Origin of the sequence: Oxalobacteraceae sp. CFBP 8761, assembly GCA_014841595.1 — a bacterium.
Classification (GTDB): Bacteria; Pseudomonadota; Gammaproteobacteria; order Burkholderiales; family Burkholderiaceae_D; genus Telluria.
The window spans coordinates 136,038-151,048 of sequence record JACYUE010000005.1 but is presented as its reverse complement, the minus strand read 5'-3'; the positions used below and the strand labels follow the sequence as shown (position 1 = coordinate 151,048).

Annotated in this window: 8 protein-coding genes; 4 read left to right on the top strand and 4 right to left on the bottom strand. The window is 65.8% G+C overall.

Annotation, left to right across the window (positions count from 1 at the left end):
* Positions 1-21: 21 nt before the first annotated feature.
* Positions 22-4,188, bottom strand: a complete 4,167-nt coding sequence (locus tag IFU00_21740) for a DEAD/DEAH box helicase (protein ID MBD8544903.1) — start codon at positions 4,186-4,188, stop codon at positions 22-24.
* Positions 4,185-6,125, bottom strand: a complete 1,941-nt coding sequence (locus tag IFU00_21735) for a S9 family peptidase (GenBank protein MBD8544902.1) — start codon at positions 6,123-6,125, stop codon at positions 4,185-4,187. The genes IFU00_21740 and IFU00_21735 overlap by 4 nt, the downstream gene beginning before the upstream one ends.
* Before the next feature lie 89 nt (positions 6,126-6,214).
* On the opposite strand from IFU00_21735, the gene IFU00_21730 reads away from it, so the two are divergent.
* Complete coding sequence (locus tag IFU00_21730) at positions 6,215-7,297, top strand: uroporphyrinogen decarboxylase (protein MBD8544901.1); 1,083 nt, start codon at positions 6,215-6,217, stop codon at positions 7,295-7,297.
* Positions 7,298-7,846: 549 nt separating this feature from the next.
* Complete coding sequence (locus IFU00_21725; GenBank protein ID MBD8544900.1) at positions 7,847-9,880, top strand: primosomal protein N'; 2,034 nt, start codon at positions 7,847-7,849, stop codon at positions 9,878-9,880.
* On the opposite strand, the gene IFU00_21720 is transcribed toward IFU00_21725, so the two are convergent.
* A complete protein-coding gene (locus IFU00_21720; protein MBD8544899.1) occupies positions 9,877-10,461 on the bottom strand; it encodes a PEP-CTERM sorting domain-containing protein in 585 nt (194 codons plus the stop codon). The two genes, IFU00_21725 and IFU00_21720, sit on opposite strands and share 4 nt — an antisense overlap.
* A gap of 254 nt (positions 10,462-10,715) precedes the next feature.
* On the opposite strand from IFU00_21720, the gene IFU00_21715 reads away from it, so the two are divergent.
* Positions 10,716-12,155: a dihydrolipoyl dehydrogenase gene (locus tag IFU00_21715; GenBank protein MBD8544898.1), complete on the top strand. Its 1,440-nt coding sequence runs from the start codon at positions 10,716-10,718 to the stop codon at positions 12,153-12,155.
* A gap of 30 nt (positions 12,156-12,185) precedes the next feature.
* On the opposite strand, the gene IFU00_21710 is transcribed toward IFU00_21715, so the two are convergent.
* Positions 12,186-12,671, bottom strand: coding sequence for a DUF1857 family protein (locus IFU00_21710; protein ID MBD8544897.1), 486 nt, complete (start codon positions 12,669-12,671; stop codon positions 12,186-12,188).
* Between the two features lie 217 nt (positions 12,672-12,888).
* On the opposite strand from IFU00_21710, the gene IFU00_21705 reads away from it, so the two are divergent.
* Positions 12,889-14,958 (top strand): UvrD-helicase domain-containing protein, encoded by a 2,070-nt coding sequence (locus IFU00_21705; GenBank protein MBD8544896.1) that lies wholly within the window; start codon positions 12,889-12,891, stop codon positions 14,956-14,958.
* Positions 14,959-15,011: the final 53 nt, after the last annotated feature.

The following is a 15,011-nucleotide window of genomic DNA, read 5'->3' as shown; positions in this document are numbered from 1 at the left end:
TACTGTTCTATCAAGGCAGCGCTATCTGCCCAGTCCCGTGCGCAGCATGTCGAGCATATCCGCTGGTGACATGCGCGCGGCCATCTCGGTGCCTTCGAGCAGGCTGTCGGCCAGGTCGCGCTTGTGGCGGTGCAGGTCGACGATGCCTTCTTCGATCGTGCCGCGCGCGACCAGCCGGTAGATCGTCACCGGGCGCTGCTGCCCCATCCGGTGCGCGCGGTCCGAGGCCTGGTCTTCCACCGCCGGGTTCCACCACGGGTCCATGTGGATCACGTAGTCGGCCGCCGTCAGGTTGATGCCCACGCCGCCCGCCTTCAGGCTGATCAGGAACATGTCGCCATCGCCCGCCTGGAACGCGTCGACCCGCTTCTTGCGTTCCTGCATCGGCGTGGACCCGTCGAGGTACTGGTAGCGCACGCCCTGCGCGTCGAGGTGCTGGCGGATCAGGCTCAGGTGATCGACGAACTGGCTGAACACCAGCACCTTGTGGCGGTTTTCGATCAGGTCGGCCGTGAGGCGCGCGAATGCAGCCAGCTTGCTGCTGATGATGCCGGCGCCGGGCGCGACCAGCTCGGGATTGCAGCAGGCACGGCGCAGCCGCATCATCTCGGCCAGGATCTCGATCGACTTCTGGCCTTCTGGCGCTTCCAGTGCAGCCAGCTTGTCGAGCGCCTGGCGCCGCAGCGATTCGTACAGCGCGCTTTCCTCGGCGCTCAGTTCGACCGGGATCACGATCTCGGTGCGCGGCGGCAGTTCGGCCAGCACCTGCGCCTTGGTACGGCGCAGGATGAACGGCGCGGTCAGGCGCCGCAGGCGCGCGCGGGCGGCGACTTCGGCCCGCCGGTCCTTCACTTTCTCGGACTGGGCTTTTTCAATGGGGCCGGCAAAGCGCAGCTGGAACTGCTCGGCGCTGCCCAACAAACCCGGATTGATGAAGCGGAACAGGTTCCACAACTCGCCCAGGTGGTTTTCCAGCGGCGTGCCGGTGGCGGCCATCCGGAAGTCGCCCTGCAGCGCCATCACGGCCTGCGAGCGCTTGGTGTGCATGTTCTTGATCGCCTGTGCCTCGTCCAGCACGATGCTGTGCCAGCGGCGGCCCTTGAAGCGCGCTGCCTCCTGCTGCAGCAGGCCGTAGCTGACGATGACGACGTCGAACGGCCCGGCATCGTCCACGGTTGCGGCGCGCTCGCCCGGGCCGAACAGTTTCAGGTTCAGGGTCGGCGCAAAGCGCGCCGCTTCGTCGATCCAGTTCAGGCAGACGGTCGTCGGCGCGACCACCAGCGCGGGGCCGTCCTTGGCGCGCGTGAGCAGCAGCGCCAGCGCCTGCAGCGTTTTACCCAGGCCCATATCGTCGGCGAGGCAAGCGCCCACCCCCCAGTGGGCCAGGCGCGCCAGCCACTCGAAGCCGTCGACTTGATAGTCGCGCAACTCGGCCTGCAAGGTCGAGGGCAGCGTGGGCGTGAAGGCGGCGCTATCGGCCATGCGCGTCAGGTGCGCCTGCCAGGCCTTGTCCCCGTCAACGCTGCCTGCCTCACCCGCCAGTTCGCCCAGCGCGAAGCTGGCCAGCGCGTGGGTGCGGATGCCGTCGCCATGCAGTTCGCCATACGCGCCCAGCTCCATCAGGCGCCGGTGCAGTTCGTCGGACAGGGCCAGGTAATCGTTCTCGCCCAGGGCGACAAACCGGCTGCCGCTCTCGCGCAGCTTTTCCAGCAGCGTGCGCAGGCTCATCACGCGGCCTTCGTCGATGACGATGTCGCCGCTGGCGGCGAACCAGTCGCGCTCGCGCCGGATCTGGACCCGCACCGATTTGGAGGTCGCTTTTTTGGTGACGCGGAACGATTCGCCCTCGGGCCAGGCCACGACGATCGAGGCCGGGTCCAATGCCCTGAGTTCTTCAACCAGTTCGAGTGCCAGCACCGGCTGGCCGAGCAGCCATTCGCCGTGTTCCTGCTCGCCCTGTTCGAGCACGAAGCAGGCGCCGACGAGCTGACGTTCGGCCTCGCGCTCGGCGTTCATGTCGCGCTGCGCTTCGGTGCGGATGCCGTCGACATCGGCGATCACGCTGGCCGCGCCTTCTCCGGGGCCGTAGTAGGCACCGCCGGGCAGCGGGCGCACCAGCAACTGCATGCGCAAGCCCTGCTGGTAGGGCCGCAGGTGAATGTGCATGCGCGCGTCGGCCGGCACGGTGTCGATGTCGGCGCTGCTCGCGCCAATGTCCGACTGCACGGTGACGCTGGACGCCACCGCGCCGATGGCGCGCAGCACGCGCCGCTCGGCCGACAGCGGCACGTCCAGTCCGGCGCCGACGATGGCGGCGATGCGGCGGTGTTCGTCGTTGATGCGCACCAGGCGCAGGCGCGTGGGCGTCTCGAGCGTGATGACCACGTCGCCGTCTTCGTTGTCGATCGGCGGGTGCAGCGCAATCGACACCTTGTCGCCCTGTTTTTTGACGAGCAGTTCCGGCTCGCCCGGCAGCAGTTCGACGCGCGTGCCGGGCGAGGCCATCCAGAACAGCAGCGGATGCCCGACCAGCGCGGCCAGCGCCTTGTGCACTTCGAGCTCGAAGCGGATGCCGCTGCCGGCGTAGTAACGGCGCCCGGCAATCGCATTGATCGCCTGCAGGTCCTGCGCGGTGAGGAACTCGAGCTGCGCGCCTTCTTCGGCCAGGCGTTTCAGGCCCAGCGCGCGGCCGCGGCTCCAGGCGCCTTGCGCATCGCGCTTCTGTTCGCGCGGCTCGATCTCCTGCACGCCCAGGTGCTGGTCGTGGCGGATCAGCCAGACCAGGCGCGACTCCTTGACCTGCTCCACCGTGAGGGCGGGCTGCAGGTTGATCAGCGCATTGAGCTGGCGCTCCCACGGCTCTTCGCGCGTGAACCAGAGCGCCATGTCGGGCAAGCGGTGGCGCTGGCGCAGTTCGCCCGCGCGCGCCTCGTGAATCAGATAACCGGCCTGGCCCATCTGCGCCAGCACGCCGGCCAGCTGCGCCGACCACAGGTCGAACCCGGCCAGCTCGGATTGCGCCAGCATGTCTTCCAGGCGCGCCCGCTGGCTGTTCAACGCGGGCAGTGCCAGCCAGTAGTGGATCAGCGCGCGGAATACGGTCGGTTCCAGCGACAGTTCCCAGCTGCGGGTGGCGAACAGGCCCGCGTCGACAGTGCCGCGCCGGATTTCGTGCAGCATGCCAAGCTGGAACCAGACCGCATTGTCGGGCCGCTGCACGGCGCGTGTTTCGATCTCGAGCCAGGCGTCGGCCAGCTTGCGGTGCGCGGGTTCGGTGCTGCGCAGCAGGGCGGCCACCGCGATGTGCGCGCAATGGCCGCCGAAGGTGGCCTTGCGCTTGCCGGTCTCGCGCCGCAGCTGCTTCAGGGCTGCTTCGACGCCCGCCAGGCCGCCGTCCACATCGTCGCGCAAGAGCTGCACGACGCTGCGCAGGAACAGGCCCGGTGAATCGGTCATGTCGGCCACCAGCTCAAGCGCATCGTCCAGGCGGCCGCACAGGATGTAGTGCTCGCCCAGCGCGCGGCGCAGCAGGCTTTCCGGGCTGCTGCGCGTGATGTAGCCCTCGGCGCAGGCGCGCACCGCCGGCGCCAGCGCCGGCTCGCTGCGCACATGCACGACCAGCACGTGCAGGACGGTCTCAAGCAGGCGTGGGTGGATGCGCTCGATCAGCGCCGGCGTGAACGGGCGCGCGCAGACGTCGACCAGCGGATGCAGGTAGCTCGCTTCATGGCAGGCCAGGCAGGCATCGAGCAGCGGCGTGACGACGTCGATGTCTTGCCGCGTCAGCAGCGCGATGCGCAGCAGGGCCAGGCCCTGGCGGTAGCTGCGCAGCATCAGGTGGCCCTGCCAGTCGCGGCGTACGGTCGATACCGCGCCATACGCCCCGGCGACGACGTCGAACAGGCCGCTGTCGAGGGCGAAGTCGAGCACGGGCCAGCTGGCCGCCGGGGCCAGCCCCAACCCGCGTTCGTTGGCGTCGACCAGCAAGCCTTCGGCCTTCAGGCGCGCCAGTTCGTCGGCCCACTGCGCGGCCGGCAACGGGGCATGCAGCGCCCGCATGTGCTCGAGGATGCGCTGGCGGCCCATCGGCTCGCCGGCGATCGCCAGCAGCGTCAGGATCGCGTGTTCTTCGGCGCTGCAGGCGGCCAGCTGCGCCCGGATGTCGTCAAGCAGTGGGCCACCCTTCATGCGGCGAGATTCTCGATCTCGATGGCGGGCAGGTCGGCCGGCACGGCAATACCGAACACGCGCAGGTAGAAATACAGCTCGGCTTCGAGCGTGCGCACCACGCTGTCGGCCTTGCGGAAGCCATGGCCTTCGCCTTCGAGCGTCAGGTAGGCCACCGGCAGCTTTTGCGCGCGCAGGGCGTCGACCATGCTTTCGGACTGCTGCGGCGGCACGACCTTGTCGTCCAGGCCCTGGAAGAAGATCATCGGGCTGCGCAATTTGTCGCTGTGGTGGATCGGCGAGCGTTCGCGGTACACGGCCTGGGCGCGCTCGGGAGGCGCGGTCAGGTAGGCGTTGTAGCGCGACTCGAACTTGTGCGAATCCGCATCCAGCCCGGCCAGGTCGGACACGCCGTAATAGCTGGCGCCGGCCTTGAACACGTCGTGGAAGGCCAGTGCCGACAGTACCGTCAGGCCGCCGGCGCTGCTGCCGCGAATCAGCAGGCGTTCCGGGTCGACTGCGCCGATGGCCGCCAGGTGGCGCGCACCGGCCACGCAATCCTCGACATCGACCACGCCCCACTGGTGCTGGAGCAGGTTGCGGTAATCGCGCCCGAAGCCCGTGCTGCCGCCGTAGTTCACGTCCAGCACCGCGAAACCGCGGCTGGTCCAGTATTGGGTGGAGAGCTTGAGCGTGCTGGTCGCCATGCTGGTCGGGCCGCCGTGGCCGATCACGATCAGCGGTGGCAGCTCGTCCGGCAGTGGTGCGTCATCCGGATTGGCCGGCGCATAGTAGAACGCGTACGCGGTGCGGCCGTTCGCGCTTGGATAGCTGATCGCCAGCGGCACCGCCAGGTACGACGTGGCCGGCAGTTGCGGGATCGAGTGCGCCAGCACTTCAAGCGGTGCGCCGGCCAGGTCGATGCGGGCCAGTTCGGGTGCGATGGTCGGCGCGCCGCCCAGCAGCGTGACGATGTCGCCGCTGATTTTCACGTCGCGGATGTCTTCATACGGCGTTTCCAGCGGCGTCAGGCTGCCGTCGTGGGTGGAGACGATGCCCAGGTGGCTCACGCCCGCCTCGATATACGCGCAGACGATCTGTTCTTCCGAGCGGAAAGCGTACTGCGACCCGCCAAAGTTCCACTGCGGGACGCCGAATTCGGCCGCGCGTTCGCACAGGGCGTCGACAACGTCAGCGGCGTAACGGTACAGATTCCACCAGCCGCTGCGATCGGACACGAAGTGCAGCACGCCGCCTGGCGACCATTCGGGCTGGCAGATCGCTTCATCCGCCCCGCCGGCGATCAGGCGCCGGTTGACGATCGCGCCGTCGGCGGCCACGTCGCCCAGCCACAGCGCGGTGCCTTCCCACGGCATGTGCGGCAGCTCCCAGCACAGCCAGGCCAGCTGGCGGCCATCGGGCGACAGGCGCGGCGCGGCGTAGAAGTCGCTGCCGTCGACCAGCACGGTCTCGGCGCCGTCAAAGCCCACCGCGCACAGCGTGTTGACGGGGTAGGTCGCGCCCAGCGAATGGTCTTCGCGCACCGCCACCAGGCGACGTCGCCCGGCGTCGAGCACGAAGTCGGCGAAGCGGTGGCCGGTGTCGGCACCCGTGACGGCGACCGGCTGGCCATCGTTCTCGACCCGGTACAGGCGGTTGTCCGCATGGTGCGAGAACCAGGCGCCGCCGCCGCTCAGCAGGTACGCGCCGCCACCGTATTCATGCACGCGGCTGCGCACGTTGAACGGCGCCGGCGTCAGCTCGCGCGTGCCGTCGGCGTCGTGCACCATCAGCGTCATGCGCCCGCCTTCGCTGGTGCGCCCCTCGAGCCAGCCGATGGCGGCGCCGTCGGGCATCGGCTGCGCCAGTGGCACGGCGCCGGCAGCAACGACGGCAGCAGTGATCGGGGAAGTCCAGGCGCCGCATGGCGTGGCTTGTTTGCTGGTGGCAACGGTCATAGAGGGGCTTTTTCGAAGGGTGGACGAGCATTATAGTGCGCCCCCAAGAATGCGATAATAGGCGTCTGCCTATCAAACCGATGCCTCCCATGCCACAATTTGCCCCGCTCCAGAACGACACCTTCCTGCGTGCGCTGCTGCGCCAGCCGACCGACTACACCCCGGTCTGGCTGATGCGCCAGGCGGGCCGCTATCTGCCGGAATACCGCGCCACCCGCGCGCGCGCCGGCTCGTTCCTGGGCCTGGCAAAAAATCCCGATTACGCTACCGAAGTCACGCTGCAGCCGCTCGACCGCTTCCCGCTGGACGCGTCGATCCTGTTCTCGGACATCCTGACCGTGCCGGACGCGATGGGCCTGGGCCTGTATTTCGCCGATGGCGAGGGGCCGAAGTTCGAGCGTCCACTGCGTACCGAAGAGCAGGTCCACGCGCTGGAAGTGCCCGACATGGCCTCGCTCGACTACGTGTTCAAGGCCGTCACGCAGATCCGCGGCGCCATCAACGGCCGCGTGCCGCTGATCGGTTTCTCGGGCAGCCCGTGGACGCTGGCCTGCTATATGGTCGAAGGCGCCGGTTCGCGCGAGTTCCACACGGTCAAGAAGATGCTGTACAGCCGGCCGGACCTGATGCACCGCATCCTCGACATCAATGCCAAGGCGGTCACGGCGTACCTGAACGCGCAGATCGACGCCGGCGCGCAAGCCGTGATGATCTTCGATTCGTGGGGCGGGGCGCTGGCCGATGGCGCCTACCAGACCTTCTCGCTGCACTACATGCAGCAGATCCTGGCCGGCCTGCAGCGCGAAAAGGATGGCGTGCGCATCCCGGCCGTCGTGTTCACCAAGGGTGGCGGCATCTGGCTCGACCAGATGGCCGATATCGGCGCCGATGCGCTGGGGCTGGACTGGACCGTGAATCTGGGCACGGCCCGTGCGCTGGTCGGCGACCGCGTGGCGCTGCAGGGCAACCTCGACCCGGCGATCCTGTTTGCCGCCCCGGAGCAGATCGCAGCGGAAGTCGAGCGCTCGCTGACGGCCTATGGCACGCCATCGAATGGCCACGGTCACGTGTTCAACCTGGGCCATGGCATCTCGCAATTTACCCCGCCGGAATCGGTCACTGCGATGGTCGAGGCGGTGCACAGCTTCAGCCGCAAGCAGCGCGCTCAGTAATCCCGTCACGGCTTGCACTCGTTTCGCGAGAGCACGATTGCAAGCCGACATCATCACTTGTTCACAACTTCCGCAAATCCGATAAACCTTCCTGTGGACATCTCGGCTTTTCGCGTTTACTCGTAAGTAAATGATTCATAAGCGTTTTTTACCGACGTTATGCAATCTGGCTGTCTTGCCCATGAACGTTGTTCAAGAGAATTCGGCGCCATTCGGGGCCTTGTTCACAAAGTTATCAACAGGCGCTGCCAGCGTGGGGAAAAGTACTTGGTTTACCGGGACTTAGCGTGAAACTTCATGTATTGCCTTAACTGTATGACGCAACGCAGCGAGTTTTCCACGGAAAATTGCAGAGTTATGCACAAGCAGCCGAATGCGGTCAAGGTTGTTAACAGGTTTTTGGCGGATTTTTCAAGTCATTGATTACAAAGACTAAAATTGTCTTGAGTTGGGGAATTATCGTTCCAGACTTGATCTAACGTAAACCTTTGATGGGGTCAAGTCCCCGGCTATTCACAAAGTTCTCCACAGATTTGCACAGGGTCCAGATTGTCAACCAGCAACCAAGCACCGGTCACACCGCACTGTTTCCTCGAAGTCGTGATCGATACGCCGCTCAACAGCAGTTTCGACTACCGCTGGCCCTGCCAGCCGGGCGACGAGCCGCTGCCCGGCCAGCTGGCGCTGGTGTCGTTTGCGCGGCGCGAGGTGATGGCCCTGATCGTCGCGGTCAAGTTCACCAGCGACGTGCCGCCCGAAAAACTCAAGGATGCGCTGGCCGTGCGCAGCGAGCTGGCGCCGCTGTCCGCGCGCTGGCTCGCGCTGGCGCGGTTTGCCGCCGAGTACTACCAGCGCCCGCTCGGCGAAGTCGCGTTGCCCGGCTTGCCGAAGAACCTGCGGGTGCCGAAAACGGTGGCGCTGGGGCGCTCGCTGAAAAAGCTGGCCAAGCTCGACGCCGGGCAGGACGCCACTGCCGTGGGCATGCCGGTGCTGAACACGGCGCAGCAGGAGGCGGCCGACGCCATCGGCGGCGCCACCGGTTTCAAACCGTTCCTGTTGTGGGGCGTCACCGGCAGCGGCAAGACCGAGGTCTATCTGCAAGCCTGCGCCCAAGTCCTGGCGCGCGATCCGCAGGCGCAGATCCTGATCATGGTTCCCGAGATCAACCTCACGCCGCAGCTCGAAGGCAATATCCGGGCGCGCTTCCCGGGCATGATGCTCGCCACGCTGCACAGCAGCCTGTCCGAAGGCGAGCGCATGCTGCACTGGCTGGCGGCGCACCTGGGCCAGGCGCGCATCGTGCTCGGCACGCGGCTGTCGCTGCTGGCGTCGCTGCCGCACTTGCAACTGATCGTGATCGACGAAGAGCACGACCCGTCGTACAAGCAGCAGGAAGGCTTGCGCTATTCGGCGCGCGACCTGGCCGTCTGGCGCGCGCACCAGCTGGGCATTCCGATCGTGCTGGGCTCGGCCACGCCGTCGCTCGAATCGTGGCACCACGCGCGCTCGGGACGCTATACAAGGCTCGACCTGCGCGAGCGCGCCGTCCGGGATGCGGTGCTGCCGCGCGTGCGCCTGATCGACATGGAGCGCGACCGCGGGCGCGACGGCCTCACCGCCGAGATGGTCGCTGCGCTGCGCCTGCGTCTGGAGCGCGGTGAGCAATCACTGCTGTTTTTGAACCGGCGCGGCTACGCCCCGGTGATCTCCTGCGACGCCTGCGGCTGGATCAGCGATTGCACGCGCTGCACCGCCTTCATGGTGCTGCACAAGCCCGAGAACCGGCTGCGCTGCCACCACTGCAGCCTGGAGCTGCGCATCCCGCGTTCGTGCCCCACCTGCGGCAACGTCGACATCCAGCCGCTGGGACGCGGCACGCAGCGTGTCGAAGAAGGTTTGCGGGCGATGTTCCCCGAGGCGCGCATCCTGCGCATCGATGCCGACTCCACGCGCCTGAAGGGCAGCGCGCAGGCGGCGTTCGACAGCGTGCACCGGGGCGAGGTCGATATCCTGATCGGCACCCAGATGGTCGCCAAGGGCCACGACTTCAAGAAGCTCACGCTGGTGGGCATCCTGAACCCGGATACGGCGCTGTTCTCGCAGGACTACCGCGCCAGCGAGCGCCTGTTCGCGCAGCTGATGCAGGTGGCGGGGCGGGCAGGGCGGGCCGGCGCGCCGTCCGAGGTGCTGGTGCAGACGCGCTACGTGCAGCATCCGCTGTACGGCGCGGTGATGCGCCACGACTACGAGCGCTTTGCCGGCCAGTTGCTCGATGAACGGCGCGAAGCGGGCCTGCCGCCGTACATGTACCAGGCCTTGCTGCGGGCCGAAGCGCGCGAGCTGCCGATCGCGATTGCGTTTCTGGAAAACGCGCGCGACTGCCTGGCGCACGACGGGATCCTGATCAACGACCCGATCCCGATGACGATGACGCGCGTGCACAATATGGACCGCGCCCAGCTGCTGGTGGAGTCCAGCTCGCGCCCGGCCCTGCAGGCGTTCCTGCGCGAGTGGATGGAAGCGCTGCGGGCCATGAAGGCCCGCGTGAAGTGGTCGCTTGAAGTCGACCCGCTCGATATTTAAGCCGCGCTGGCAGCCTTGCGCGCCGCCTGGCGGCGACGGTTTGCGTAGCCCATCATGGCCAGGCCTGCGCCCAGCAGCAGGCCGCTGGCCGGTTCCGGCACTTCCACGTTGACGGGTTCGATGCCAAACGTGATGGTGCCGAAGTTCCAGACGCCATCGACGCCGGCGAAGTCATCAAAGTCTTCATAGAATTCCAGGCGCAGGATGCCGTCGGCGCCGACCGCGAAATCCAGGCCAAGGTCGACCAGATCGCCAAAGCCGGCGTAGCTCGCAGTGCCAGGACTGTTATTGCCGAGACCCGGGTTGAAGGCGACGCCGTCAAGGCTGTCCGAGTCGGTGAACGCCAGGCCGATTTCGGTCAGCCAGCTCGGCGAGAACGCCGTCAGATTGAACGAGTAGGCGACGCTGGTAATGACCGAATTGGCGCCAACGTTATACGTCAATACGGTATTGCCGGAATCGCCGATCTCACCCTGGCTCTGGATTCCGGCAACATTGACAACCAGCGGCGCGGCGAATACGGAAGCGCAAGCGAACAGCGACAGGCTAACAAGCAGTTTGCTGAAGGAAGCAAGTGACATGGGATCTCCTTGGTGGGTGAACCTGAAAGAGCAGCAAGTATCGTGCCGTATTTACAGATCGTCGTAGGTAGTTGATTCTTATACCTAAAATTTCCGAAGTAAAATTGTTAACTTAAAGTATGTAATATTTATCGACATACACTCGGCATGGATGTGAAAAACCCTGGTGCTCAATGGCATCCTGAATCGGTTCGTGCTGCCCCCAGTGGCGTGAAATAGCGTATGGTTTTGCCTGTCAACAGCGAAAGAGCACCATGAAACAACTGAACGTGGATGTTGCCGTCATCGGCACGGGCACCGCCGGCATGACGGCCTATCGTGCCGCCAGGGCGCAGGGCGCGCGCACCGTAGTCATCGAGGGTGCGCATTACGGCACCACCTGCGCCCGGGTCGGCTGCATGCCAAGCAAGCTCCTGATTGCCGCGGCAGAGGCGGCGCATGCGCTGCACACGTCCGGTCCGTTCGGCGTGCATGCCGGCGAGGTGCGGATCGATGGCCCGGCCGTCATGGCGCGCGTCCAGCGCGAACGCGACCGTTTCGTCGGTTTCGTGCTCGAGGCCGTGGAAGCCATCCCCGTCCAGGACCGCCTGCAAGGCCACGCGCGGTTTACCGGCCCGTGCACGCTGCAAGTCGACGACCATACCGAGATCCACGCCGGGCGCGTCGTCATCGCCACCGGTTCGACGCCGCTGCGCCTGCCGCAGCTCGAGAACGTCGGTCCTGGCATCGTCACCAGCGACGACGTGTTCTACTGGAACGACCTGCCCGCTTCGGTGGCCGTGATCGGCACCGGCGTGATCGGCCTCGAACTGGGTCAGGCGCTGAGCCGCCTCGGCGTGCGTGTGCGTTTCTACGCGCGCGGCGGCTCCATCGCCAACATCAGCGACCCCGAAGTACTGCGCTGCGCTGCGCGCGTGCTGGGCGAGGAAGTCGACATCGCGTTCCAGAGCGAAATCATGGGTGCGGTGCAGGAGGGCGACGAGGTCGTCCTGCGCGTGCGCGACGCGCTGGGCAAGGAAAGCACCGAACGCTTCCAGTACGTGCTGATGGCGGCCGGGCGCACGCCGAACGTGCATGACTTGGGCCTCGAGCTGACCGGCCTGGAGCGGGGCGCCGACGGCATCCCGACCTTCGACGTGCGCACCATGCAGTGCGGCACCAGCCCGATTTTCATCGCGGGCGACGCCAACAATGAGCGCCCGCTGCTGCACGACGCGGCCGATCACGGCAAGATCGCCGGCGACAATGCGGGCCGTTACCCCGACGTGCGCCCGGGCCTGCGCCGCACGCCGATCGCGGTGGCGTTCACCGAGCCGAATATTGCCACGCTGGGCAAGAGTTACCGGGCCCTGTGCGCGAGCGGCCAACCCAAGTTCGCCGTGGGCAGCGTGTCGTTCGAGAACCAGGGCCGCAGCCGCGTTATGTTGCAGAACAAGGGGATGCTGCGGGTGTATGCCGAGTACGGCTCGCGCCTGTTCCTGGGCGCCGAGATGATCGCGCCGCGTGCCGAACACCTGGCCCACCTGCTGTCATGGGCATGCCAGATGCGCATGACGGTCGACCAGATGCTGGAGATGCCGTTCTACCATCCGGTCATCGAAGAAGGCGTACGCACTGCACTGCGCGACCTGGCCACCAACCTGGCGCAGGGCGAGAGCAGCACCCTCGCAGCCGACTCCCAGCCGGGTCTGTAGACCGCGCCGCCGAATCGCCGGACCGCCGGATCAGTTGAGCAGCGTGGTGGCCAGCTTGCCCTGGCCGGCCAGCTGGCGCAGGACACGCACGGTGTCGATGTCGGCTTCTTCGTACGCCGACTTCTTGAATTCGTCGTACATCGCATTGGCCTGGTCGACGTGTTCGCCCATGCCGTCGTCGTAGCAGAAGCGCACCAGCAGCATGGCGCTGGTGGGCGCCTCGATCACCATGCGCAGCGTCGAGGCGGCGATGTCGCCCTGGGCCGGCACGTCGTAATGCACTTCCTGCAGCGGGGTCAGGGTGACCTTGTCTTCGATTACCAGCGGACCGAAGGTCAGGCGGCGACGCATGACGCCGGCGTCGCGCTCGAGAATGTCGCAGGCGTCCAGGTGCGGAATGAACAGTTTTGGCTGCTCGGCGCGCAGCACCAGGCCGTGCCACAACTGCTCGCGGGTGAGCGTGTCGAGCAGCGGGTTCATCGGATCGTTGATTTCGACGAGATGTTCGAATTTCATGTGGCAGATTTCCAGAAAAATGGGGCTGCAGCGTCGCGTTTGGCGTCTCGCTGGCAAAGGTCGCATGGTACCCGATCCCCGGCTGACTCGCAGGAGGATGCCGGGCAGCAAAGCCGGACTGCGGCTTGTTGCAATCCGGCCTGGCCTGCAACGCGCCATCGCCCGCTGCGCCCGCCAGATTGTTACAATCGCTCTCTGTTCCACCGAAAACTTCCCCATGTCAAACGCACCAAAGTTCGGCCTCAACGGGCCGCAGAGCGAAGCCGCGCTGTATCTGGACGGCCCTTGCCTGGTGCTCGCTGGCGCCGGGTCCGGCAAGACGCGCGTGATCACGCAGAAGATCGCCTACATGATCGAGCACTGCGGCTACGATCCACGCACGATTGCCGCCCTGACCTTTACCAACAAGGCGGCGCTCGAGATGCAGGAGCGTATCGCCAAGCTGCTCAAGCAGCCGAAGCAGGCCAAGCAACTGACCGTGTCGACCTTCCACTCGCTTGGGGTGCGCATCCTGCGCCAGGAAGCGGCTGGCGTGGGGCTGAAAGACAAGTTTTCGATCATGGACAGCGACGACTGCTACACGATCGTGTCCGACCTGGCGCTGAGTACCGACAAACAGGAAATCCGCCGCATCCAGAACACGATTTCGCTGTGGAAGAACGGCCTGGTCGACCCGGAAGACGCGATCAAGGCCGCGCGCGATGAAGACGAGGCCCAGGCCGGGCGCGTGTACCGCAGCTATGTGGCCACGCTGCAGGCCTATCAGGCGGTCGACTTCGACGACCTGATCCGCCTGCCGGTGGAACTGTTCCGCAACAACGAGCCGATCCGCGACCGCTGGCAGCGCCGCCTGCGCTACCTGTTGATGGACGAATACCAGGACACGAATACCTGCCAGTACGAGCTGGTCAAGCTCCTGGTGACGGGCCTGGGCAAGAAGCCGATGTTTACCGCCGTGGGCGACGATGACCAGGCGATCTATGCCTGGCGCGGCGCCTCGGTCGAGAACCTGAAAACGCTGCAGGTCGATTTCCCCGACCTGCGCGTGATCAAGCTCGAGCAGAACTACCGCTCCACGACCCGCATCCTGCAGGCAGCCAATGCCGTGATCGGCAACAACCCGAAAATCTTCGAGAAGTCGCTCTGGTCCGAGCACGGCCTGGGCGAGCCGATCAAGGTGATGGGCATGCAGAACGACGACCAGGAAGCCGACCAGATCGCGATGCTGATTTCGTCCGAGCACTTTCAGCGCAAGAACAACTGGTCCGATTTCGCCATCCTGTACCGCGGCAACCACCAGGCGCGCGTGATGGAGCAGGCGCTGCGCAAGGAGCGCATCCCGTACACGATGTCGGGTGGCCAGAGTTTCTTCGACAAGGCCGAGATCAAGGACATCATTGCCTACCTGCGCCTGATCGCCAACCAGGACGACGACCCGGCCTTCATCCGCGCCATCACGACGCCCAAGCGCGGTGTCGGCATGGCCACGCTGGAAGTGCTGGGCGAATTCTCGAAGCAGTGGAATTGCTCGCTGTTCGAGGCGGCGCGCAAGGGCGGCATCGAAGCCAAGCTGGCCGAACGGCAACTGGGGTCGGTGCGCAACTTTTGCCATTTCATCAGCGAGCTGGAAGACCGCGCGACGCGGCCCGGCCCGCTGGGCGCCGGCGACCATGCGGCCGAGGTGCTCGACGACATGATGAAGGAAATGAATTACGAGCATTACCTGTACGAGGGTTTCGACGACCGCGCAGCCCAGGCCAAATGGCAGAACGTGCTCGAATTTACCAACTGGCTCAAAGACCGCGGCCGCGGCGGACGCGACCGCGATGGCGAAGAAAAGAACCTGCTCGAACTGACGCAGATGGTGGCGCTGATGTCGATGCTCGAAGGCCAGGACGAGGAGCAGGATGCCGTGCGCATGTCGACGCTGCACGCGTCGAAAGGGCTGGAGTATCCGCACGTGTACCTGGTCGGCGTGGAAGAGGGCATCCTGCCGCACAAGGGCGACCCGGATGCCTCCATCGAAACGATCTCGGCGCGTATCCAGGAAGAGCGGCGCCTGATGTACGTGGGCATCACGCGCGCCCAGCGCACGCTGCACGTGAGCTGGTGCAAGCGGCGCAAACGCGCCGGTGAGCTGGTCAATTGCGACCCGTCGCGCTTCATCAAGGAAATGGCGCTGGACGTTGGCGAGGCCGCGCCGATGGAATCGGAAATCCTGAGTCCAAAGGCAAGATTGGCAAGTTTGAAAGCCTTGTTGGCAACGCCGAGGCCGGTTCCGGAGTAAACCGTTGTGCGCAAGCCTTGATGGATCGGCAAGTCGTGCGCACGATTGAAATG